The organism is Erwinia artemisiae, from assembly GCF_051400835.1.
In the GTDB taxonomy this organism is placed as follows: Bacteria; Pseudomonadota; Gammaproteobacteria; order Enterobacterales; family Enterobacteriaceae; genus Erwinia; species Erwinia aeris.
On the sequence record NZ_JBLFFM010000003.1, the window covers coordinates 154,949 to 178,488 of the forward strand.

Annotated in this window: 21 protein-coding genes; 5 read left to right on the top strand and 16 right to left on the bottom strand. The window is 57.7% G+C overall.

All coding sequences use genetic code 11. The features are described from left to right. Window positions 1-347: 347 nt before the first annotated feature. Complete coding sequence (locus ACMGEE_RS08545; RefSeq protein WP_301252526.1) at window positions 348-695, bottom strand: hypothetical protein; 348 nt, start codon at window positions 693-695, stop codon at window positions 348-350. Between the two features lie 235 nt (window positions 696-930). Further along, entirely contained in the window at window positions 931-3,201 is a 2,271-nt protein-coding gene (locus ACMGEE_RS08550) for a molybdopterin guanine dinucleotide-containing S/N-oxide reductase (RefSeq protein WP_369895953.1), read from the bottom strand. A 353-nt stretch (window positions 3,202-3,554) separates the two neighbouring features. Between ACMGEE_RS08550 and galR the strand changes: the two genes are divergently transcribed. Continuing rightward, window positions 3,555-4,556, top strand: a complete 1,002-nt coding sequence (galR, locus tag ACMGEE_RS08555; protein WP_125287364.1) for an HTH-type transcriptional regulator GalR — start codon at window positions 3,555-3,557, stop codon at window positions 4,554-4,556. Between the two features lie 3 nt (window positions 4,557-4,559). Here the strand turns inward: galR and lysA are convergent, their stop codons facing one another. After that, window positions 4,560-5,813: a diaminopimelate decarboxylase gene (gene lysA / locus ACMGEE_RS08560; protein ID WP_436829895.1), complete on the bottom strand. Its 1,254-nt coding sequence runs from the start codon at window positions 5,811-5,813 to the stop codon at window positions 4,560-4,562. A 119-nt stretch (window positions 5,814-5,932) separates the two neighbouring features. Here lysA and ACMGEE_RS08565 point away from each other — a divergent pair, with 119 nt between their 5' ends. Continuing rightward, the gene (locus tag ACMGEE_RS08565; RefSeq protein ID WP_436829896.1) at window positions 5,933-6,853 is read left to right on the top strand and encodes a LysR family transcriptional regulator; all 921 of its coding nucleotides are present in this window, start codon (window positions 5,933-5,935) and stop codon (window positions 6,851-6,853) included. On the opposite strand, the gene ACMGEE_RS08570 is transcribed toward ACMGEE_RS08565, so the two are convergent. Beyond that, entirely contained in the window at window positions 6,850-8,013 is a 1,164-nt protein-coding gene (locus tag ACMGEE_RS08570; RefSeq protein WP_436829897.1) for an MFS transporter, read from the bottom strand. The genes ACMGEE_RS08565 and ACMGEE_RS08570 overlap by 4 nt on opposite strands. A 470-nt stretch (window positions 8,014-8,483) precedes the next feature. Between ACMGEE_RS08570 and ACMGEE_RS08575 the strand changes: the two genes are divergently transcribed. Next, window positions 8,484-9,107 (top strand): serine protease, encoded by a 624-nt coding sequence (locus ACMGEE_RS08575; RefSeq protein ID WP_253458685.1) that lies wholly within the window; start codon window positions 8,484-8,486, stop codon window positions 9,105-9,107. 289 nt (window positions 9,108-9,396) lie between these two features. Here ACMGEE_RS08575 and lysS read toward each other — a convergent pair whose 3' ends face one another. The 7 genes from lysS to xerD form a co-directional block, all read right to left on the bottom strand. Beyond that, window positions 9,397-10,917: a lysine--tRNA ligase gene (gene lysS, locus ACMGEE_RS08580; protein ID WP_253458682.1), complete on the bottom strand. Its 1,521-nt coding sequence runs from the start codon at window positions 10,915-10,917 to the stop codon at window positions 9,397-9,399. Between the two features lie 9 nt (window positions 10,918-10,926). Next, window positions 10,927-12,025 (bottom strand): peptide chain release factor 2 gene (gene prfB / locus ACMGEE_RS08585; RefSeq protein ID WP_125287358.1). Its coding sequence is split into 2 segments (ribosomal slippage): window positions 10,927-11,949 and window positions 11,951-12,025, totalling 1,098 coding nucleotides; the frame shifts between segments, so codons are not numbered across the junction. Between the two features lie 168 nt (window positions 12,026-12,193). Then, window positions 12,194-12,523 carry a helix-turn-helix domain-containing protein gene (locus tag ACMGEE_RS08590; RefSeq protein WP_436829898.1) on the bottom strand — a complete coding sequence of 110 codons (330 nt, stop codon included), beginning with the start codon at window positions 12,521-12,523 and terminating at the stop codon, window positions 12,194-12,196. Then, window positions 12,516-12,905 carry a type II toxin-antitoxin system RelE/ParE family toxin gene (locus ACMGEE_RS08595; protein WP_436829899.1) on the bottom strand — a complete coding sequence of 130 codons (390 nt, stop codon included), beginning with the start codon at window positions 12,903-12,905 and terminating at the stop codon, window positions 12,516-12,518. Before ACMGEE_RS08595 ends, ACMGEE_RS08590 begins: the two co-directional genes overlap by 8 nt. Window positions 12,906-12,953: 48 nt before the next feature. Continuing rightward, the gene (gene recJ, locus ACMGEE_RS08600) at window positions 12,954-14,672 is read right to left on the bottom strand and encodes a single-stranded-DNA-specific exonuclease RecJ (protein ID WP_301730076.1); all 1,719 of its coding nucleotides are present in this window, start codon (window positions 14,670-14,672) and stop codon (window positions 12,954-12,956) included. Between the two features lie 5 nt (window positions 14,673-14,677). Beyond that, a complete protein-coding gene (gene dsbC, locus ACMGEE_RS08605) occupies window positions 14,678-15,376 on the bottom strand; it encodes a bifunctional protein-disulfide isomerase/oxidoreductase DsbC (RefSeq protein ID WP_253458674.1) in 699 nt (232 codons plus the stop codon). 44 nt (window positions 15,377-15,420) lie between these two features. Continuing rightward, window positions 15,421-16,314 carry a site-specific tyrosine recombinase XerD gene (xerD, locus tag ACMGEE_RS08610; protein ID WP_253458672.1) on the bottom strand — a complete coding sequence of 298 codons (894 nt, stop codon included), beginning with the start codon at window positions 16,312-16,314 and terminating at the stop codon, window positions 15,421-15,423. 95 nt (window positions 16,315-16,409) lie between these two features. Between xerD and fldB the strand changes: the two genes are divergently transcribed. Continuing rightward, window positions 16,410-16,928 (top strand): flavodoxin FldB, encoded by a 519-nt coding sequence (fldB, locus tag ACMGEE_RS08615; protein ID WP_253461228.1) that lies wholly within the window; start codon window positions 16,410-16,412, stop codon window positions 16,926-16,928. 9 nt (window positions 16,929-16,937) lie between these two features. Here the strand turns inward: fldB and ACMGEE_RS08620 are convergent, their stop codons facing one another. Continuing rightward, window positions 16,938-17,336, bottom strand: a complete 399-nt coding sequence (locus ACMGEE_RS08620; protein ID WP_436829900.1) for a protein YgfX — start codon at window positions 17,334-17,336, stop codon at window positions 16,938-16,940. Next, a complete protein-coding gene (gene sdhE, locus ACMGEE_RS08625) occupies window positions 17,317-17,583 on the bottom strand; it encodes an FAD assembly factor SdhE (protein WP_125287352.1) in 267 nt (88 codons plus the stop codon). Before sdhE ends, ACMGEE_RS08620 begins: the two co-directional genes overlap by 20 nt. A gap of 216 nt (window positions 17,584-17,799) precedes the next feature. On the opposite strand from sdhE, the gene ygfZ reads away from it, so the two are divergent. Further along, complete coding sequence (gene ygfZ / locus ACMGEE_RS08630) at window positions 17,800-18,780, top strand: tRNA-modifying protein YgfZ (protein ID WP_253458667.1); 981 nt, start codon at window positions 17,800-17,802, stop codon at window positions 18,778-18,780. 27 nt (window positions 18,781-18,807) lie between these two features. On the opposite strand, the gene trhA is transcribed toward ygfZ, so the two are convergent. From trhA to gcvP, 3 genes are all read right to left on the bottom strand, one after another. Then, window positions 18,808-19,461 (bottom strand): PAQR family membrane homeostasis protein TrhA, encoded by a 654-nt coding sequence (gene trhA / locus ACMGEE_RS08635; RefSeq protein WP_253458664.1) that lies wholly within the window; start codon window positions 19,459-19,461, stop codon window positions 18,808-18,810. A gap of 313 nt (window positions 19,462-19,774) precedes the next feature. Beyond that, window positions 19,775-20,518 (bottom strand): SDR family oxidoreductase, encoded by a 744-nt coding sequence (locus ACMGEE_RS08640; protein ID WP_436829901.1) that lies wholly within the window; start codon window positions 20,516-20,518, stop codon window positions 19,775-19,777. A 63-nt stretch (window positions 20,519-20,581) separates the two neighbouring features. Next, entirely contained in the window at window positions 20,582-23,449 is a 2,868-nt protein-coding gene (gene gcvP, locus ACMGEE_RS08645) for an aminomethyl-transferring glycine dehydrogenase (protein WP_394148241.1), read from the bottom strand. Window positions 23,450-23,540: the final 91 nt, after the last annotated feature.

Sequence of the window (23,540 nt, forward strand, 5' to 3'; positions counted from 1 at the left end):
CTTCTGTCGGCGAATAGCGGATAACTGACCGGGAGTTATACAAAAAATGCAGGGGTGATAACAGGAAAACTGTGTTTCAGATCGTGATTATTGCCGTGCGGTTTAGCAAAAGCGTCAGATAAAAAAAACCTGCGCATCTGCGCAGGTCGGTGAAACAAAGTTATTTTGATGTTCACCCATCAATACCTCTGGGACATAAACTGTAGCAACCGGGCCAGCCTGCTCGCCAGCCCACATTCGCAACAGTTACCCGCAAAATGTAACCAGCCATGTGATTTCTATGTGTTTTTGCAACGTTAGTGGGTTGCTGAAAGCTACATCCCGCCTTAGCGGGATGACTGCCGGACTCAGGAAGGAAAGAGAATTTTCAGGATAGCTGGCAGAGTGGGTATGATCTGGGCAAAAATCACGGCGCTGACGCACCAAAAAATAATTGCGTTTTTTGCATCGCTAATTGCCACGTTCAACTTGCGAACCTCTTCTAAAGGGGTGCTGTTATCCCCTTTCAGTTCGTCTCTGAAAACGCCGGGATCCTGCTTTGTCATATAGTTCGACTTGATGACGGCAATATCAATCCGAATGCCCGCTACGTCTTCTTCCAGCTTCCTTACAAGATTTCGCATATTTCCCCCTCTGCCGCCGCTTTTTTCCCAATAGCCGGGAAACGGCACCGCATCCCTTTCAGTTCCATACATAATTTATCCCCCCCTGATAGCTATATCATGGCTATTTTTTAGCCAGACGGCGGGCAACCAGATGATAATCCCTTGAAAGCTTTCAAAACTGCCATCCACTCCAGGACAGCAGAAACGATCTTTACGGTTTTTATCTGTATTGCCCGGTCTGTCAGCAGGCTAATTTTTAATCTTTTTCACTCCATTATCAACAATTATTGGCACTATCAGAGTGGTGCCCGTTTTGTTGCTGGCATCAGACTTCCGTCGCCTTGCAGATTTCTACCAGGCAGCTCATGGCGTTTGGCCCCTGCGTCAGCGAAGAGGTGCCGATATCCAGCGTCAGCACGTTGGGATTGCCCGCCTGGTCATACGGCAGCCAGGCTTTGCCAAAACCCGGGTCGAACCAGGCGCCGGTGGCGATCAGCACCACGCTGCGGCTGACGCCGTCCGTAAGCCTGACGCCAGCCAGCATCCGCCCGCGATCGTTGCTGACCTCAATGGTGTCGCCATCGGCAATCCCGCGCGTTTCGGCATCTTCCGGATGCATCCACAGCGTTTCCCTTCCGGCCGTTTTGTTAGCCTGCACCGTCGGCGTCGCATCCATCTGGCTGTGCAGTCGATCGCCAGGCTGCATGGAGATCATATGCAGCGGGAAGCGCTGGCGGATTTCCGCTCCCAGCCACTCCTGCGGCGGCTGCCATTCCGGATGCGGCGCAAAATCCACCAGGCCAAAGCCCGCAATGGTTTCGCTGAACAGCTCAATTTTGCCGCTGGCGGTCTGGATCGGGTTTTGCTGCGGATCCCGGCGAAAATCCTCCATAAAAATAAACGGCTTGTCGCCTTCTGGCACCTCCACGTAGCCCCGTTCCCAGAAAGTCTGGAAATCCGGCCAGTCGACGCCCCGACGCTGGTGCGCCACCCCGCACTGCTGGTAAAGGTGCTCAATCCACTGCGCTTCGTTCCGGTTTTCGGTAAAAGCGTCGCGATAGCCCAGGCGCTCCGCCAGATCGGCAAAAATATCAAAGTCGTTACGCGCCTGATGCTGCGGTTCGATCGCCTGATGCATAGCCAGCACAAAGCGGTCGCGGGACGAGCCGCCGATATCGTTGCGCTCCAGCGAGGTGGTCACCGGCAGCACGATATCCGCCATCTGCGCCGCAGGCGTCCAGACGATATCCTGCACGATAACCGTTTCCGGCTTCTGCCAGCCCTCGACCAGCCGGTTAAGCTGCTGATGATGATGAAACGGATTGCCGCCCGCCCAGTGGATCAGCTGAATATCGGGATAAGTATGGGTTTGGCCCTGGAAAGCGTATGGCTCGCCCGGATGCAGCAGCATATCGCTGATGCGCGCTACCGGGATCGCCTGGTCGGCAATGGGATTGACGCCGGTTGACATCATCGGTGCCGGCCCGTCAATGCGCGGGTTGCCCACGCTGTTCATGGAACCATGTCCAAAAGAGAACCCGGCGCCCGGCAGGCCCGGCTGGCCCAGCATCGACGAGAGCGCGATCATCATCCAGTAAGGCTGTTCGCCGCGATGGGCACGCTGCACGGAATAAGAACTGGTCATAAAACTGCGTTTGCCGATCAGCTGTCTGGCCAACAGTTCAATGCGCGCGGCCGGAATACCGGTGATCTCGCTGGCCCAGCGCGGGGTTTTTGCCACCCCGTCGCTGTCGCCCAGCAGATAGCCACGCAGCTGCGGATAGCCAACGCAGTGCGAAGCCAGAAAAGTGCGATCCGCCGCGCCCAGCCGCTCCACTTCGTACCCCAGCGCCAGCATCAGCGCCACGTCGGTATTAGGTCGGATCGGGATCCATTCGGCGTTAACAAATTCCGGGCAGTCATCCCGCATCGGGCTGATGTTGATCACCGGCGTGCCTTTGGCCGTCAGTTCAAGCAGCGCCGGTTTCAGGCTGTGCTGCCCTGCGCCGCCGGAGGCAACCTGGCCATTTTTCAGCGCCAGTCCGCCAAAGGCGACAAAAATTTCGCAATGTTCTACCACGCTCGGCCAGTCGGTAACGCGACCGGTCAACGGCATATAGGTGCCGATGATATAGGGCAGGAAAAACTGCGCGGCACCCCAGCTGTAGTTGCCCAGCTGATCGACGCCGCCGCCGCCGGTAAAGTAGAAGCGACGGATCAGCGTGCGGGCATGGTTAACGCGCCCCGCCGAAGACCAGCCGTAAGAACCGTTAAAAATACCGGCGGCGCCGTAGCGATCGCGCACCCGACGGTTTTCTTCCGCCACTAAATCCAGCGCTGTTTCCCAGTCCACCGCCACAAAATCTTCCCGTCCCCGCAGCGTACGGTCGCTTTTCTCGCGCGATTTAAGCCAGGAGCGGCGCACCATCGGCTGACGAATGCGCCGGTCGGAATAGACCAGCTCGGGAATAGTGTTAAGCATTGGCGACGGATCGCGATCGGCGAAAAAGGGTTCGCAGCGCTGCAGTTTGCCGTTTTCGACAACGGCGGTAAAGGCGCCCCAGTGGGCGAGATGCGGCACTTTTTTTAGAGTCATGGCAGGCAGTCCGGCTGGTGTTCGTGTCAGCCTACAGGCTACCATTTTTCCGGTGCGTTTCAGCAAACTTCTGTGCGGCCGATATGTGGTGGTAAAAGCCCGCTGACCCGGTGCCTGATGCGCTAAAAGCACATTACTGAAGCTGCTCTTTGCAAATGCCTGGGCTGGCGTACTTGTGCGCGGGAAGCGGCAAAGCGTTAAGGGAAAGACGGCCCGGTAAAAGGATCCGCCGATAATACCTCGCCTTTTTCATCGGCTTTGCGACATTCGCAGCATTCTGCCTGCTTGAAGTAGCTGGCAATTTCCGCAACACTGGAGCCATGTAAACGTTTACCCTGGAAGGCTTTGTCACTATGGCTACCATTAAGGATGTCGCCAGGCTGGCGGGTGTGTCCGTCGCTACGGTCTCTCGCGTAATTAATAATTCGCCTAAAGCCAGCGACGCTTCTCGCCAGGCCGTTAACAGCGCAATGGAAGAGTTGCAGTATCATCCCAACGCTAACGCGCGCGCGCTGGCGCAGCAGTCAACGGAAACCATGGGGCTGGTCGTCGGCGACGTTTCCGATCCCTTTTTCGGCGCGCTGGTCAAGGCGGTCGAGCAGGTCGCCTACGGCACCGGCAACTTTTTGCTGATTGGCAACGGTTATCACAATGAGCAAAAAGAGCGCCAGGCGATTGAACAGCTGATCCGGCATCGCTGCGGCGCGCTGGTGGTGCATACCAAAAAAATCCCGGACGCCGACCTGATCCCTCTGATGAAGCAGATCCCCGGCATGGTATTGATTAACCGTGCGCTGCCGGGTTTTGAAAAGCGCTGCATTGCGCTGGACGATCGCTACGGCTCGTGGCTGGCAACGCGCCATCTAATCCAACAGGGCCATCAGAACATCGCTTTTATCTGCTCAAACCACCCTATTTCCGATGCGGACGAGCGGCTGCAGGGCTATTACGACGCGCTGAAGGAGCACAATCTGCCGGGCAGCGATCGCCTGGTCGCGTTTGGCGAACCGGATGAGATCGGCGGCGAACAGGCGATGACGGAGCTGCTGGGGCGCGGCAAAGCCTTTAGCGCCGTAGCCTGCTATAACGATTCAATGGCGGCGGGCGCGCTGGCGGTACTCAGCGATAACGGCGTGCGGGTGCCGGAAGAGATGTCGCTGATTGGTTTTGATGATGTACTGGTATCGCGCTATGTCCGCCCGAGGCTGACCACGGTGCGCTACCCTATCGTCACCATGGCGCAGCAGGCAGCGGAGCTGGCGTTAGCGCTGGCTAATAACCAGCCGCTGCCGGAGGTGACCAATCTGTTCAGTCCGACGCTGGTGCGCCGCCATTCGGTCGGCTCGCCGGACTGATGCTTACGCCTCCAGCGCCAGCAGCTCCTGAACGGTCTGCGCGCGGCGGATCTGGCGCGGCTGGCCGTTTTCAAACAGCACTTCCGGCAGCAGCGGGCGGCTGTTGTAGTTAGAGGACATCGACGCGCCGTAAGCGCCGGTATCATGAAATATCAGATAGTCGCCCGGCCTGACGTGCGGCAGCGCGCGGGTTTCGACTTTGCCGCCTTCCTGCTGGGTGAAAACGTCGCCGGATTCGCACAGCGGCCCCGCCACCACGGTGTCAATCGTCCGGCTCTCTTGCAGATCGCGTCCGTCTCCGGCAATGGCGGAGATATGATGATAGCTGCCATACATCGCCGGGCGCATCAGATCGTTAAAACCGGCGTCCACCAGCACGAAGTGGCGGCTGCCCATCTGTTTAACGGCGCGCACTTCAGACACCAGCACGCCAGATTCCGCCACCAGAAAGCGTCCCGGTTCAATTTCCAGCTTCACCGCATGGCCTAAATGCTGCGCCACTCGCTGGCGCGCCGCATCCCACAGCCCAAAGTAGTGAGCGGTATCGATCGCTTCTTCGCCAAAACGGTAGGGAATGGAAAGCCCGCCGCCGGCTGAGATCGCCTCCACATCCTGTCCGAAGTCGATAACCAGCCTGACCATTGCGTCGCAAACCTGCTCCAGATGACCATAATCCACGCCCGACCCAATATGCATATGGATGCCGACCAGCTGCAGACGATGCTGCCGGATAGCGGCCAGCGCCAGCTCAAGATCGCCGTGCCAGATCCCGTGCTTGCTGTTTTCACCGCCGGTATTGGTTTTCTGGCTGTGGCCGTGACCAAACCCCGGATTAACGCGCAGCCAAACCTTATGGCCCGGCGACACTTCGCCCAGCTGATGCAGCATATCAACCGAACCGGCATTCACCGGGATCGCAAGCTCTGCCAGACGGGCAAGCGTAGGCGCATCCAGCAGATCGGCCGTAAAGACGATCTCTTCCCCGCCGGGCTGAAAGCCTGCCGCCAGCGCGCGCTCCACTTCTCCCAGCGAAACCGAATCAACGCGAACGCCCGCTGCGCGCATCAGCTTAAGGATATGAACGTTAGAGCAGGCTTTTTGCGCAAAACGCACTACGTCAAACTGTTGCAGCTGCGCGATACGGTCGGCAATGACATCGGCATCATAAGCCCAGACGGGGCCGCCATACTGGCGCGCCAGCTGGAGCAAATTGTCACGGTTCAGAGCGGTTTCAGTGGTGTTCAGCGGGCGTGGCATCGGGCTTTCTCCTGTCAGTAATAGCGTTATTACGCCATAGCGACAGCGGGATGAAAAATATCTGTTTTAGCGAAGTCTATTCATTCATGATATGAATTAGTCTTTTTGCGAGGATATTTATGGCTGGCATCACGCTGCGGCATATCGAAATTTTTCATGCGGTTGTTACCACCGGCAATCTGACCGAAGCGGCGGCCATGCTGCATACCTCGCAGCCCACGGTCAGCCGCGAGCTGGCCAGGCTGGAAAAGCTGACCGGCCTGAAGCTGTTCGATCGCATCCGGGGCCGTCTGCACCCTACCGTTCAGGGACTGAAGCTGTTTGAGGAAGTGCAGCGGTCCTGGTACGGTCTGGACAGGATTATCAACGCGGCCGAAAGCCTGCGTCAGTTTCGCCAGGGCGAGCTGTCTGTGGCCTGTCTGCCCGTGTTTTCCCAGTCGCTGCTTCCCCTGCTCTGCCAGCCCTTTTTGCAGCGTTATCCCGACGTCAGTTTGAATATCATTCCGCAGGAGTCGCCGCTGCTGGAAGAGTGGCTGTCGGCGCAGCGTTACGATTTAGGCTTAACGGAAACCGGCCAGACGCCGGCTGGCACGGAACGCAGCGTAATCTTTACCGGTAATGAGGTTTGCGTGCTGCCGCAGGACGACGCGCTGGCGGGAAAAAGCTGCCTGACGCCACAGGATTTCGCCGGAAGAAACTTTATCAGCCTGTCGCAAACGGACAGCTATCGTCAGTTACTGGATCAGCTATTCAGCGAGCAGGGCGTTCAGCGCAGAATGGTGATGGAGACGCACAGCGCGGCCTCGGTTTGTGCGATGGTAAGAGCGGGCGTGGGCGTTTCGATAGTCAATCCGCTCACGGCGCTGGATTATGCGGGCAGCGGCGTGGCAATCCGCCGCTTCAGCATTGCGGTGCCTTTTACCGTCAGCCTGATCCGGCCGCAGCACCGTCCCGGCTCGGCGCTGGTTGACGCGTTCAGTCTGCATCTGCGCGAGCATAGCAGCCTGTTCAACCAGCGCCTCGCGGCATTACTGGCTTAAGCGCGCGCCGCCTGCTGCTGGCCGCGCGTGCGGCGGAAGGTCAGCAGGCAAATCAGCAGGCCCATAACGGCCAGTACGGCCGCCGCAACCGGCACGGAAGTCAGCCCGTAACCGCCGTCAATCACTGCACCGCCCGCCCATGCGCCAAACGCGTTGCCGACGTTAAACGCAGAGATATTCAGCGTAGACACAAGGTTCGGCGCCTCTTTGCCGTGGCGAACCACGTTGATTTGCAGTCCCGGCACGGTAGAGAACGTTGCCATCGCCCATAAAAACAGGGTGATTTCCGCCAGCCACAGCGCATGGCTGGTCCAGCTAAAGGCGAGCGAAAACAGCGCGATCAGCGAGAAGCTGAGGATCAGGCTAAAAGAGACTTTCCAGTCGGCCAGCCTGCCGCCCAGGATATTGCCGACGGTCAGGCCGCCGCCGATTAAAAACAGCGTCCAGCTGACGCCTTTGTTGCTGATGCCGGTAACCTGGAGCAGCAGTGGCGCAATATAGCTGAACAGCGCGAACATGGCGGCGGCGAAAAACACCGTCATCAGCAGCGACAGCCACAGCTTGCCGTTAGCCAGCGCGCTGACCTCGCTGGCCAGATGTACCGGCTTTTCGTTGCGGTTGGTGGGCAGGCTGACGATCAGCGCAATAAAGGCCAGCACGCCAATCACCGCCACGCCCCAGAAGGTGGCGCGCCAGCCAAACAGCTGGCCGAACCAGGTACCCAACGGCACGCCCAGCACGTTAGCCAGCGTTAAGCCGGTAAACATCAGCGCCACGGCGGACGCCTGTTTGTCGGGCGCGACCAGGCTGGCGGCTACCACGGCGCCAATGCCGAAAAATGCGCCGTGACAAAGCGCGGTGATCACCCGTGCCATCATCAACAGGTTGTAGCTGTAAGCCAGCGCGCAAAGCACGTTGCCGACAATAAAGATCGACATCAGTAAAATCAGCGTCTTTTTACGCGGCAGCTTAGCCGTGAGCAGCGCCATAATCGGTGCGCCGATCGCCACGCCCAGCGCATAGCCGCTGATTAACCAGCCCGCCGAAGGGATCGTTACGCCGAGATCGCCTGCCACTTCCGGCAGCAGGCCCATAATAACGAATTCCGTGGTGCCTATAGCAAAGGCGCTCAGCGCCAGCGCCAGTAAAGAAACGGGCATCTCATCTTCTCCAGAAAAAATTATCTTTCCGCCGACAGCGGTCGACAGGCAAAAAAAGGGCGGGGAAAGTATTACATAATGTGAATTTTGATCTGCATCACATCAGAGATTAAAGCACAGCTCATCAGGGACTTATACCCCTTCTCAGGCAACAATCTCTTGCCTGAAAGGCAATAATCACCGCCGACTGACCGTCAGATCCACCGATTTTAGCCTTTCCGGCGCGTTTTTGGGCCTCGCGGTTTGTCTATACTTGAGGAAAATACGCCGCTACTTTAGTAAATAATGGTCGTGTTTTGCGCGCATTGAGACGGTACTCATTACGGAAAATTATCAATTATCTGATAATCATTTGACGCGGAGTGAGGTTAAATAGGTAAAGTTTTCCGAGTGTTGGCCGATACCTCGATGATGGATGCAACGGGCGTTTATTGAGCTGTGCTTGATCGATTCATTACCGAGGAGCAAAGATGCGACTGGCTATTTGCCTGCTGACGCTGAGTATCACCGGGTGCTCAGTAGGAAAATATGAGTACAGCAGCGAAGCAGAGAAGCGTGTGGATATGACCGTTACCGGCATTCCGACCATTCTGGGCGTGGGCACGCTGGGCACCACTATTCCGCTGACCGCCGATTACAGCCTGACGGCGGCGCACGTGGCGAAATATTCGCTTTATCGCGTTAAGTCGCGCCATCCTGAATGCGACCTGGCGGTGGTTTACCATAAAAACGGCAACGTTCCCGCGCCGCGCTTCCGTAACGGCTTTATGGGCGACAAAATCAATCTGTATGGCTACAGCTTTATCTCTGCCATGCCGGTGGCCTCAACCGGCACCAATCTGGTGAATACCGGCCTGAAGAACGACTGGAACAAGCTGAGCTGCGTTGTGGTGGCTTCCGACGCGGGCGTGGTGCAGGGCATGTCCGGCGGCGCAGTCTATAACGCGTCCGATGACTCTGTGGCAGGCGTTATCGTCGGCTATTCCAACCGCATTAACGATATTAAAACCGGTAAAACGCTGTATAAAAACGTATCGCTGTACGTGCCCTACGCGCGCTTTAAGGATTGGCTCGACGAGGCGATAAAATCGTAACGGCATGGCGGCTTACTCCGCTGGCAGCAGGAGCTTATCGCTATTTCGACATGAAGGGCGATGGTGGTCAAAGAGCGGCACCGGACGCGCTGCTGGTTCCGGTAACAAACCGGTTTTGCGCAGGCAAACATTACGTACTTTATTCCAGCGCAGGCTTTAGCCCAGCGAAGAGCAAAATCCGTCATTTTGATGGGGACTTCCCGGAACCGTTCAGGCCATCGCCAGCTCTCGCCTGAAATCAGCCATAAAAAAGGGGCGACAAGTCGCCCCTTAATCTCACAGCCGTTGCTTATTTTCCTGACGGACGCAGCGCCGGGAACAGGATCACGTCGCGAATGGTGTGGCTGTTGGTAAACAGCATCACCATACGGTCGATACCAATGCCCAGGCCTGCGGTTGGCGGCAGGCCGTGCTCCAGCGCCGTTACGTAGTCTTCGTCGTAGAACATCGCTTCGTCGTCGCCCGCATCCTTGGCGTTAACCTGCTGCAGGAAGCGTTCAGCCTGATCCTGCGCGTCGTTCAGCTCGGAGAAGCCGTTACCGATTTCACGGCCGCCGATAAAGAACTCGAAGCGGTCGGTGATTTCCGGGTTAACGTCGTTGCGGCGAGCCAGCGGCGACACTTCTGCCGGATATTCAGTGATAAAGGTCGGCTGGATCAGATGGCTTTCCGCCGTCTCTTCGAAGATTTCCGTTACCACGCGGCCCAGACCCCAGCTCTTCTCAACCTTGATGCCCAGCGACTGCGCGATAGCGCAGGCTTTGTCAAAATCATCCAGGTCGGCCAGATCGGTTTCCGGACGGTATTTCTGAATGGCTTCTTTCATCGTCAGTTTGTCGAACGGCTTGCCGAAGTCGAACTCCTGATCGCCGTAAGGCACTACCGTGGTGCCCAGCACGTCCTGCGCCAGCGTACGGAACAGGCTTTCGGTCAGTTCGATCAGATCCTTGTAGTCCGCATAGGCCATATAGAGTTCCATCATGGTGAACTCTGGGTTATGGCGCGGCGAGATCCCTTCGTTACGGAAGTTACGGTTGATCTCGAAGACGCGATCGAAGCCGCCGACCACCAGACGCTTCAGGTAAAGCTCGGGCGCGATGCGCAGATACATGTCAATATCCAGCGCGTTATGATGGGTGATAAACGGACGGGCAGACGCGCCGCCGGGGATCACCTGCATCATTGGCGTTTCCACTTCCATAAAGTCGCGGCCGACCATAAAGCTACGGATGCCCGCCATGATCTGCGAACGAATTTTAAAGGTTTTGCGCGAGTCGTCGTTGGAGATCAGATCCAGATAGCGCTGGCGATAGCGGGTTTCCTGATCGGCCAGGCCGTGGAACTTATCCGGCAGCGGGCGCAGCGCTTTGGTCAGCAGACGCAGTTCGCTACAGTGGATAGAGAGCTCGCCGGTTTTGGTTTTAAACAGCTTGCCGCGAGCGCCGACGATATCGCCGAGATCCCACTTTTTAAACTGTTCGTTGTAAATGCCTTCCGCCAGATCGTCGCGAGAAACATACAGCTGGATGCGGCCACCTACGTCCTGCAGCGTAACAAAGGATGCCTTGCCCATAATACGGCGCGTCATCATTCGTCCCGCCACGCTGACTTCTACGCCCAGCGCTTCCAGCTCTTCATTCTCTTTCGCGTCATATTCTGCGTGCAGCTTGTCGGAAAGGCTGTCGCGACGGAAATCGTTGGGAAATGCCACGCCGTTCTCACGCAGCGCGCTCAGCTTTTCGCGACGCGCTTTCAGTTCATTATTCAGCTCAAGTGCGGCGTCGGCGCCCTGCGGTTGTTGTTCTGACATGTCAGTTCCTTATAGCCCTGCTTTCAAACTTGCTTCAATAAATCGGTCCAGATCGCCGTCCAGCACCGCCTGAGTATTACGGGTTTCCACGCCGGTGCGCAGATCCTTGATGCGTGAATCGTCCAGCACGTAGGAGCGGATCTGGCTGCCCCAGCCGATATCGGATTTGTTATCTTCCAGCGACTGTTTCTCAGCGTTTTTCTTCTGCATTTCCAGCTCGTACAGCTTCGCCTTCATCTGCTTCATCGCCTGGTCTTTGTTCTTATGCTGAGAACGGTCGTTCTGGCACTGGGTCACCGTACCGGTTGGAATATGGGTGATACGCACCGCCGATTCCGTACGGTTAACGTGCTGACCACCGGCGCCGGAAGCGCGGTAAACGTCAATACGCAGGTCGGCCGGGTTGATCTCGATATCGATATCGTCATCCACTTCCGGGTAGACAAACGCGGAGCTGAAAGAGGTATGACGACGACCGCCGGAGTCGAACGGGCTTTTACGCACCAGACGATGCACGCCGGTTTCGGTACGCAGCCAGCCGAAAGCGTAATCGCCGCTGATGCGCAGCGTGGCGGATTTAGTACCGGCTACTTCGCCTTCGGACTCTTCGATCACTTCCGTTTTAAAGCCTTTCGCTTCGGCCCAGCGCAGGTACATACGCACCAGCATACTGGCCCAGTCCTGCGCTTCCGTACCGCCGGAGCCGGCCTGAATATCGATATAGCAGTCCGCGCCGTCGTATTCGCCGGAGAACATGCGGCGGAACTCCAGATCGGCGAGCTTTTTATCCAGCCCGTCCAGCTCGGCAACCGCTTCGTTGAAGGTTTCTTCGTCGTCCGCTTCTACCGCCAGCTCCAGCAGGCCGGCAACATCTTCCAGCCCCTGGCTCAGCTGATCCAGCGTTTCTACTACCGCTTCCAGCGCGGAACGCTCTTTGCCCAGCGCCTGCGCGCGTTCAGGCTCGTTCCAGACGTCCGGCTGTTCCAGCTCGGCGTTAACTTCTTCTAAGCGCTCTTTCTTGGCATCGTAGTCAAAGATACCCCCTGAGAACGCTGCTGCGCTCAGTGAGATCCTGAATTCGGTTCTTTACCGGATTAATTTCAAACATGATTTAGATCTTCAAAAGTCTGCAATGTAACTACGCAGTTTAAACGAATTTGCGGGGAGTTTGTAGCGCTGAAGAAAGAGCTATTTTTCGCAGTGATAAAAGGCTACAAGCGGCCTTTATGAGTATAATTTTCTATAAATAATTTTCTTTTTCAAGAAGATGCCCGACTCAATCGAGCATTTTTTTTATGCTTTTGACATCCATCGACGTCAGCGCTTTCCTGCCTGCTTCAATTTTGCGAACCGCATTAACAGACATACCAATACTACGGGCAAAATTAGTCTGGCTGAGATTAACCCTCTGCCTCATGGCTCGCAGTCCTGTCCCTGTAAACGCTCCGCCTGTTTTCTGAGGGTGCCCAGGCTGTTTTTTTTCCTGCCCGGCCTGCTGATGGATGACAAGCTTGTCGATTTCTTTAACGGAAAAATCACTCATTAAGCCCAGTTGGCCAAGCCTGGCAGCTTTGCGCTGCATTCTTAACAAACGTTCATCAGACATTGCATTTAACCTCTCGATATTCTCCTGCTTTCACAGCCGAAACAATCTGCGTGTCGGTCCATCTCATTATATCACTTGCTGCTATTTTGTACGCCATTAATAAGCTATCAGGAATCTCTTTTTGTCCCTTTGGCACTTCATTCTTAGCATATAGGTCAAGGTAGAAAAGAGTTGAACCTTGCATATAGGCTACGATCCCTCGGAGCCCGTCGCGACGACCACGTCCTCCAACAGGAATACGTTTTTTATAGAGCAAATTAGCGAGCAGTTCGCCATCGTTTAAACCGCTGGCAATCTCTTCCGCCAGAGAGAAGAGACACCGATCGCTAACATTGTGCTTACGTAATTTTTTATCCAGTTCGGTATCGATATAAACTCGCATATTCATCCCTGAACGGCTTAGCAGCGTATACCTTCCTTTCAATGCCGCTTACAGCGGCCAGAGATGCTCGATAATCAGCTGCACGCTGCGGTTGCCGCGAAACTCGTTGATATCCAGCTTGTAGGCCAGCTCTACCTGCTTCACGCTGGGATCGGGCCAGAGCGCGGTATCAATATTGAAAGCGATACCGTCCAGCAGCGGCCCGCCGCCCAGCGGCTCCAGCATGACCTTCAGATGACGCTCGCCCACCAGCCGCTGCTGGATCAGCTTAAATTTGCCGTCAAACTGCGGTTCGGGAAACGCCTGCCCCCATGGCCCGGCTTCACGCAGCAGCTCTGCGGTGGGCAACGTCAGCTCCTGCGCCATCAGCTGGCCGTCTGACCAGACCACGCCCTGCAAAGACTCTTCGCTGAGCCATTCGCCGATTAGCTCGCCAAAGCGCTGGCGGAATTCATCGAACTTTTCCGCCTCCAGCGACAGGCCCGCCGCCATCGCGTGGCCGCCAAACTTGATAATCAGGCCGGGATAGAGCGTATCCAGCCGCTCAAGCGCGTCACGCATATGCAGCCCGCTGATGGAGCGTCCCGACCCTTTCAGCGTGCCGTCACCGGCGGGCGCAAAGGCGATAACCGGACGGTGAAAGCGCTCTTTCAGCCGCGAAGCCAGGATGCCGACCACGCCCTGGTGCCATTCCGGATGGTACATGGCGATACCAAGCGGCAGCGCTTCGCTGCTGCGCTCCAGCGCATCGCACAACGCCAGCGCTTCCGTCTGCATCCCCTGCTCTATCTCTTTGCGCGTCTGGTTCAGCGCATCCAGCTCGCTGGCCAGCATGCGCGCCTGGGCGATGTCTTCGCTAAGCAACAGCGCGACGCCGACCGACATATCGTCCAGCCGTCCGGCAGCGTTGAGACGCGGCCCCAGCGCAAAACCCAGGTCGCTGGCGGCAAGCTGGCGCGCGTCGCGATTGGCGATTTCCAGCAGCGCCCGGATGCCGACGCGGCATTTGCCGGCGCGAATACGGCTCAGCCCTTGCCAGACCAGGATGCGGTTGTTGGCGTCCAGCGGCACCACGTCCGCCACCGTGCCCAGCGCCACCAGATCCAGCAGCTCGGCCAGGTTTGGCAGCGTGGCGACGCCGCTGTCGCGCAGCCGCGCGCGCAGCGCCAGCATCAGATAAAACGCGACGCCCACGCCCGCCAGCGTGCGTGAAGGAAACTCGCTGTCCGCCAGGTTAGGATTAACAATCGCTTCCGCATCCGGCAGCGTATCGCCGGGGAGGTGGTGATCGGTGATCACTACGGCGATGCCTTTTTCGTGCGCCAGCGCGACGCCAGCATGGGAAGAAATGCCGTTATCCACGGTCATAATCAGCTGCGCACCGCGCGCCGCCGCCTGCTCCACCACTTCCGGACTCAGGCCGTAGCCATCGTCAAACCGGTTTGGCACCAGATATTTGATATTGCGGCCGCCCATGCTGCGTAAAGCCAGCACGGTCAGCGCAGTGCTGGTGGCGCCGTCGGCGTCGAAATCGCCAACGATCATAATGCACAGGTTATCGGCAATGGCCTTTTGCAGGATCTCTGCCGCCCGCTCAATGCCGCTGAGCGAGTGAAACGCGTGAAGATTTTTGGCACCGCGCTCCAGCTCCACGGCCTGCTTAACGCCCCGATGCGCATAGAGGCGACGCAGCAGAGGATGGAGATCCTCCGGCAGCTCGCACGCCTGCGCCGCCACGCGGCGGCGTAATTCGGTTTTTCCTCTCACTGGGCTTAGCCGCCTGTCTTCTGGCTATCCAGCAGCTTTTTCATCTCCTGCGGCCCCTGATAGCCAGGGATCATCATACCGTTTTGCAGCAGGATGGCTGGCGTGCCCTGAATACCGTAGAGAATGCCCAGCTGGTAATGCTTAGCCAGGTCGATTTTGCAGTCGGCCGCCGCAGGGGTTTCGCCTTTCATCGCCGCGTCGAACGCTTTTTTGCGATCGGCCACGCACCAGATTGATTTCATCTCTTTGGCGACCTGTCCGTTCATGCCTTCGCGTGGGAAGGCCAGATAGCGCACGGTGATCCCCAGCGCGTTGTAGTCCGCCATCTGCGAATGCAGCTTATGGCAGTAGCCGCAGGTGATGTCGGTAAAGACGGTGATGACATGCTGCTCTTTCGGCGCTTTATACACGATCATTTCGCTGCTCAGCGCGTCGACTTTTTTCTCCAACAGTTTGTTGGTGACGTTGATCGGCTGCGCGCCGCTGATGTCGTACAGCGGCCCCTGAATAAACTGCTTGCCGTCTTCGCTGACGTAAAGCACGCCGCTTTCGGTCAGCACGGTTTTCATCCCTGGCAAAGGCGACGGCTGGATCTCCATCTGCTGCAGTCCCAGCTTCGCCAGGGATTGCTTGATGGCCGCATCGTCGGCATGCGCCAGGCCAGCTGCTACCAGCAGAGAAAGGAGAAAGTAACGCTTTTTCATTGATTATCCTCATGGCCTTATAGTTTGGCCGTTTGATCACCGCGTCAGGCGCGGGGATGATGCTGTTGATGTAACTGCCGTAGCCGCTCGGTGGCGACATGGGTATAAATTTGCGTGGTGGACAGGTCGCTATGCCCTAACAGCATCTGTACGACCCGCAGATCGGCGCCGTGGTTCAACAGATGCGTGGCGAAAGCGTGTCGCAGCACGTGGGGGGAGAGCTTTTCACTGTCGATGCCCGCCAGCGTCGCATAATGCTTGATGCGGTGCCAGAACGTTTGTCGGGTCATTTGCTGCGCGCGGTTGCTGGGGAAAAGCACGTCCAGCGTCTGTCCGTTCAGCAGCCACGGACGACCATATTCAATGTAATGCTCCAGCCAGTGCAGCGCCTCTTCACCCAGCGGTACCAGCCGCTCTTTATCGCCTTTGCCCACCACGCGCACCACGCCCTGGCGCAGGCTGACGTTGTTGAGCGTCAGGCTGACCAGCTCCGTGACGCGCAGCCCGGTGGCATAAAGCAGCTCCAGCATGGCTTTGTCGCGCAGCTCTATCGGGATATCCGTAGAGGGCGCCTGCAGCAGCCGCTCTATCTGCGCTTCGCTGAGATCTTTCGGCAGCCGCTGCGGCAGTTTAGGCGAGGCCAGCAGCGCGCTGGGATCGTCTTCACGCAGCTTTTCCCGGTAAAGATACTGGAACAGGCGCCGCATGGCGCTGAGCAGGCGAGCGGAACTGCTGGCCTTATAGCCGCCTTCCACGCGCTCGGCCAGAAAGTTCTGTAGCCCGGCGCTGTCTACATGCAGCAGATCCAGCTGGTGATGCGCCAGCCAGTTCACCAGCGACATCAGATCAAGCCGATAGGAAGCCACCGTGTTTTGCGCAAGATTTCGCTCAATCCATAAGGCATCAAGAAACTGCTCTGTCAGATCGCTGTCCTGCACGTTGACTCCTTTTCCACTTACCCGACGGCACGCCGTCAAAGCTCAATTCTGATATAATTCGCGCCATTGAACCAGGAGAATTGAGTAAACCGCGTATGAATATCGGGCTTTTTTACGGTTCCAGCACCTGTTACACCGAGATGGCGGCGGAGAAAATCCGCGATTTTATCGGCGAGGATCTTGTTACGCTGCACAATCTGAAAGAGGACTCGCCGCAGCTGATGGAGCAGTACGACATGCTGATCCTGGGCATTCCCACCTGGGATTTCGGCGAAATCCAGGAGGACTGGGAGGCGGTTTGGACCGACCTCGCTACGCTAAACCTGCGCGGCAAAACCGTGGCGCTGTACGGTATGGGCGATCAGGCCGAGTACAGCGAGTGGTTTCTGGACGCGCTTGGCATGCTGCATGAGGTGCTGCAGCCGCTGGGCGTCGTTTTTGTCGGCTACTGGCCTACCGAAGGCTACGAGTTTATCAGCCGCAAACCGCTAACCGCCGACGGCCAGCAGTTTGTCGGCCTGGCGCTGGACGACGTTAACCAGTTTGAGCTGACGGACGAGCGTATCGCGCAGTGGTGCGAACAAATCCTGACGGAAATGGCCGCCACGCTGTAAGCCTGCCGTTTAGTGAATAGCGAGCAGCTGCTGACGGAGCTGCCGCCACTCGCTTTCGTTCATGCTGTCGCGCAGCAGCCAGAGCTTCTCGCGCTCGCCTTTAGCGGAGCGCAGCGCCAGCAGGATCGCCCGCCGCGTCATCCACGGCCGACCGCAGATGCGCCAGTGCTTCTGCCGCCATTGCAGCTGATGCTCCGCCAGCAGCGCGATATCGCCTTCCCGGCTGCGAATGCGTCGCTGGCTACGCACGCACTCCAGCACCACCAGCGTCAGCAGCAGCATCCACACTACCGTTAAGCTGGCCGGCCACGGCGCCAGCAGCAGCGCTATCACTACCACGCCGTGCAGCGAGAGCGACATCCACTGCGCCTGCCAGGAGACCCGCAGATCAGAACGCCACAGGGCCACGCTGCTGGTTTCGCTGCTGGATCAGGTGAACCATGCGTTTCAGTTCCGGATCGGCAGGTTCGCCATGATTCATCATCCAGTTGAACAGATCGGGATCGTCGCTTTCCAGCAGGCGAATAAAGATCTTTTTATCGCCATCGCTCAGCGTGTCATATTCATATTCAAAGAACGGCATGATGGAGATATCCAGTTCCCGCATACCGCGCCGGCAGGCCCACTGCACGCGCGCTCTATTTTCAATATCCATGCTTTCCATCGTCAGTCGGTGAAAGATGGCCGCTAGTGTAGCGCTTTTTTAAGCCGATGTTGATGGCGCAATTTGGCTTTGCGTAATGCGCCGCACGATAAAAGCATTTGTTGCCGCGCAAGCGCGCCTTTTGTGCGTCGCCTTCAGAAAACTGGTTGCAAAGCCGGGCGGCTCTTTTAACATGAATGCAGGCTTATTTGACTTCAGGAATCCGCTATGCCGACTTTATCTTTCCCGCCTCGTCAACCTGCGGCCTCTGCCCGTCTGCCGCTTACGCTGATCTCGCTGGAAGAGTGGGCGCTGGTCAACGTGACCGGCGCGGACCGCGTCAGCTATTTGCAGGGTCAGCTGACGCTGGACGTCGCTGCGCTGGATGCCAATGCGCATCTTCCCGCCGCCCACTGTGATGCAAAAGGGAAAATGTGGAGCAATCTGCGTCTGTTTCACCGTGGCGAAGGCTTTGCCTATCTGGAACGCCGCAGCCTGCGCGATACGCAAATCAGCGAGCTGAAAAAGTATGCCGTTTTCGCCAAAGTCGCTATCGAAGCGGATGACGAAGCGGTGCTGCTGGGTGTAGCCGGTTTTCAGGCGCGCACCGCGCTGGCCGGGCTGTTTGACACGCTGCCGGACGCTGAAAACCCAGTCGTGCAGCAGGATGATGCGACGCTGCTGTGGTTTTCCGCACCGGCGGAACGCTTTCTGCTAATCCTGAATCGCGACAGAGCACTAGCGCTGCGCGCGGCTCTGGACGGTCAGGCACAGCTAACCGACAGCTCGCAGTGGCTGGCGCTGAATATCGAAGCTGGCCTGCCCGTTATCGACGCGGCGAACAGCGCGCAGTTTATTCCTCAGGCGACAAACCTGCAGGCGCTGGACGCTATCAGCTTTAAAAAAGGCTGCTATACGGGCCAGGAGATGGTGGCGCGCGCTAAATTCCGCGGCGCCAACAAGCGTGCGCTTTACTGGCTGGCCGGCAAGGCCGCCCGCGTTCCGGCCGCTGCGGATGCGCTGGAAATGAAGCTGGGCGACAACTGGCGCCGCACCGGCACCATTCTGGCCGCCTGTCAGCTGGATAATGGCGATGTCTGGGTGCAGGCGGTGCTGAATAACGATCTGGAGCCGGAAACGGCGCTGCGGGTACAGGGCGACGAAGGCGGCAGTCTGGCTATCCAGCCGCTGCCCTACGAGATTTCGTAATAATAAGGGGCCGGACGGCCCCTTTTTTTATGAAATATAAAAGTAAATCGCCAGAAAATGGCAGATGCTGCCGCCAAGCACAAAGCCGTGCCAGATGGCGTGGTTATAGGGAATGCGCTTTGAGACGTAAAAAATCACCCCCAGCGAATAGATAATGCCGCCCGCCGCCAGCAGCCAGACGCCGCCCGCCGACAGTTTCATCGCCAGCTGATAAATCACAACCAGCGACAGCCAGCCCATCAGCAGATAGGTTATGACCGATAAGGCCTCGAAGCGGTGCACAAAAAACAGTTTAAACAGCACGCCCACCAGCGCCAGGCTCCAGATCACCACCATCAGGCCATGCGCCAGCGGCGACTTAAGTCCCACCAGCAGAAAAGGCGTATAGGTGCCGGCAATCAGCAGGTAAATAGCGCAATGGTCCAGCTTTTTCAGCCAGCTTTTGGCGCGCGGATGAGGGATGGCGTGATAAAGCGTCGAGGCCAGAAACAGCAGGATCATGCTGCCGCCATAGAGGCTGTAACTGGTGATGGCGACGGCGTTGGCCTGGCTGTCGAGCGCCTGCGACAGCAGCAGCACCAGCCCTACAATACCAAAGATAAAGCCGATGCCGTGGCTGATGCTATTAGCTATCTCCTCTGCAACGGAGTAGCCCTCCGTTAACACTTTTTTATTGGTCATGCATTGTCCTCTTCCAATCTGAAGCGGAGGGGCGGCCAAAGGGGATCGCATCCAGGCTCGTTTTCAGCCGCCCGTCCGAAAGTTGCGCACGTTCAGCTTAGACGAGAGTGATTTCAGAGTACAACTGTAAGCTTAAATAAACTGTGAACGGCTGTAACAGCTGTTTAACCAGGAAAAACAGGCCGTTATTCGGCGACCTTCACCCTGTAACGCCCGGCTGCGGCAGCAATAAAAGTGCTGGTGACATAAGAAGCCGCTTCGCTAAGCAGCCACAAAATGGCGCGGGTGCCGTTATTCGGCAGCCTTTATCCCGTTATCGTCCGCCAGCGGCATCGATAAAAGTGCCGGTAACATAAGAAGCCGCTTCGCTAAGCAGCCAGAGAATGGCGTTGGCAATTTCATCCGGCTCGCCGCCGCGCTGCATGGGAAGAGTCGGCGCAATACGGTTGACGCGATCCGCCTCGCCGCCGTCGGCGTGCATATCGGTATAGATTAATCCCGGCCGTACCGCGTTAACCCGGATGCCCTGCGCCGCCACTTCCAGCGCCAGCCCTCTGGTTAGCGTATCTACAGCCCCTTTCGAGGCGGCATAATCGACATATTCGTGTGGCGCACCGCTACGGGCTGCGGCGGAAGAGACGTTTACGATTGCACCGCCCTGCCCACCGTACTGAAAACTCATGCGCTTTACCGCTTCGCGACAGCAGAGAAAGGTTCCGGTGACATTGGTAGCGAAAACGCGATTGATGCGTTCGGCGTTTAGCTGCGCCACGCTGGTCTGCTGAAGCAGGATCCCGGCATTATTGACCAACGCGCTTAGCACGGCGCCCTGTTGATCAAGGCTGCGAAACATCGCTACTACCTGTTGTTCATCAGAAATATCGGCCTGCACGCTGAACGCTTTTCCGCCTTGTTGCTGAATAAGCGACACTACTTCCGCCGCCGCTTCCTCACGCTGACGATAGTTAACCGCAACCTGATAGCCGTGCTGCGCCAGCAGCAGCGCGGTGGCTCGCCCAATTCCCCGGCTGCCGCCGGTTACCAAAGCCGTTTTCATTTTTGCCTCCCGATAAAAATAAAGGGCACCAGGGTGCCCTTCAGTCTGTATCGCTATGCTGCTTTATTCATATTCGCTCATCGGCAAACAGGAGCAGAACAGATTTCGATCGCCATAAACATCGTCAAGACGCTTGACGGTCGGCCAGTATTTATTCGCGCTGCCCGCCGGGAAGACCGCCAGCTCGCGCGTGTAGGGATGCGACCACTCGCCGACCAGCTCCATTTGCGTATGGGGCGCATTAACTAACGGGTTATCTTCCGCTGGCCACTCACCTTCCGCCACGCGGTCGATCTCCATGCGGATAGCCAGCATGGCGTCGATAAAGCGATCCAACTCCACTTTGCTTTCCGATTCCGTCGGCTCCACCATCAGCGTGCCCGCCACCGGGAAGGACATGGTCGGCGCGTGGAAGCCATAGTCGATCAGGCGTTTGGCAATATCCAGTTCGCTGATGCCGGTTTGCTCTTTCAGCGGACGAATATCCAGGATGCATTCATGCGCTACCCGCCCATCCCGTCCGGCATACAGGATCGGATAGGCCGATTTCAGGCGCGCAGCAATATAGTTGGCGTTCAGGATCGCTACCGAACTGGCCTGCTTCAGCCCTTCCGCGCCCATCATGCGGATATACATCCAGCTGATAGGCAGAATAGAAGCGCTGCCGAACGGCGCGGCGGACACCGCGCCCTGCTGCGTCAGCATGTCGTCAATCTGCACCACGCTGTGGCCCGGCACAAATGGCGCCAGATGGGCTTTTACGCCAATCGGCCCCATGCCTGGCCCGCCGCCGCCGTGCGGAATACAGAAGGTTTTATGCAGGTTAAGGTGCGAGACGTCCGCGCCGATATAGCCAGGCGTGGTGATGCCGACCTGGGCGTTCATGTTGGCACCGTCCAGATAAACCTGGCCGCCATACTGATGAACGATCTGGCAAACCTCGCGGATGGTTTCTTCATAGACGCCGTGCGTGGAAGGATAGGTCACCATAATGCAGGAGAGCGCTTCGCCCGCCTGTTCCGCTTTCTGCCGCAGATCGTGCAGATCGATATTACCCTGTTTGTCACAGGCCACCACGACTACCGCCATGCCCGCCATCTGTGCCGAGGCCGGATTGGTGCCGTGCGCCGAGCTGGGGATCAGACAGATATTACGTCCGGCTTCACCACGGCTTTCGTGATAGCGGCGGATCGCCAGCAGGCCCGCATACTCGCCCTGCGCGCCGGAGTTAGGCTGCATACAGAGCGCGTCATAGCCGGTCAGCTGCACCAGCCACTGCGACAGCTGGCCGATCATTTGCAGATAGCCGGCGGCCTGATCGGCAGGACAGAACGGGTGCAGCTCCGCGAATTCCGGCCAGGTAATCGGGATCATCTCAGCGGCGGCGTTCAGCTTCATGGTGCAGGAGCCGAGCGGGATCATCGCCTGATTCAGCGCCAGATCCTTGCGCTCCAGGCTGTGCATATAGCGCATCATCTCGGTTTCGCTGTGGTAACGGTTAAAGACCGGATGCGTCAGGATGGGCTCTTTGCGCAGCATCGCTGGCGGAACGGACGCGCTGTCGGCCACGGCGCTGTCCAGCTCGTCGATATCCAGACCGTGATTTTCGCCCAGCAGCACGGAGAACAGCGCCGCCACATCTTCCCGCAGCGTGGTTTCATCCAGGGTGATGCCCACCGCGTTGTGGATATCGGTGCGCAGATTGATGCCGAAACTCAGCGCGCGATCCAGCACCGCGGCTTTATCCGTGACTTCAACGGTCAGCGTATCGAACCAGCTCTGATGGCGCAGCGTCATGCCGCCCTTTTGCAGCCCGGCCGCCAGGATATCCGTCAGGCGATGAATGCGCGAGGCGATGCGTTTCAGGCCGTGCGGGCCGTGGAAGACCGCGTACAGGCTGGCGATATTGGCCAACAGCACCTGTGACGTACAAATATTGGAGTTGGCCTTTTCACGACGGATATGCTGCTCGCGAGTCTGCATTGCCATCCGCAGCGCCGTGTTGCCCGCCGCATCGCGCGAGACGCCGATAATGCGCCCTGGCATTGAGCGTTTGTATTCGTCACGGGCGGCAAAGAAGGCTGCGTGAGGGCCGCCGTAGCCCATCGGAACGCCAAAACGCTGCGCAGAGCCAAACACGATATCCACGCCCTGTTTTCCCGGTGCGGTCAGCAGCACCAGCGACATAAAATCCGCAGCGACGCTAACTATCACTTTCCGCGCCTTCAGCTCATGGATCAGCGAGGTGTAGTCATGTACCTCGCCAGTGGTGCCGACCTGCTGTAGCAGCACGCCGAACACGTCCTGATGATCCAGCACGCGCGCCGCCTTATCGACCACCACCTCAAAGCCAAAGGTTTCCGCCCGCGTCCGCACCACGTCCAGCGTTTGCGGATGAATATCTTCGGCCACAAAGAAGCGGTTGGCGTTTTTGAGCTTGCTGACACGCTTCGCCATCGCCATCGCCTCGGCGGCGGCGGTCGCTTCATCCAACAGCGAAGCAGAGGCGATATCCAGGCCGGTCAAATCCAGCGTGACCTGCTGGAAGTTCAGCAGCGCTTCCAGTCGGCCCTGAGAAACCTCGGGCTGATAAGGCGTGTAGGCAGTGTACCAGCCGGGATTTTCCAGCATGTTGCGCAGAATAACCGGCGGCGTCAGCACCGGCGTGTAGCCCATCCCGATACAGGATTTATAACGCAGGTTGCGGCTGGCGATCGCTTTCAGCTCGGCCAGCGCCTGATGTTCGGTCAGGGGATCGCCGACGGCAGGCGCGCCGGGCAGCTGAATATCAGCCGGGACGATAGCGGTAATCAACTCGCTGAGAGAGGCGGCGCCTACCGCGTTCAGCATCGCTTCCTGCTGGGCTGGCGAAGGGCCGATATGGCGTTCGATAAAAGCGCCGGTATGTTCAAGCTGGCTGAGAGTAGTCATTAGCGGTAAATCCTGCATCGGGCAAAGGCATTAAGGAGACGGAGCTCCGGAGAGGGCTAATAAATTGCTGACGAAATAAATCCGGGCCGCA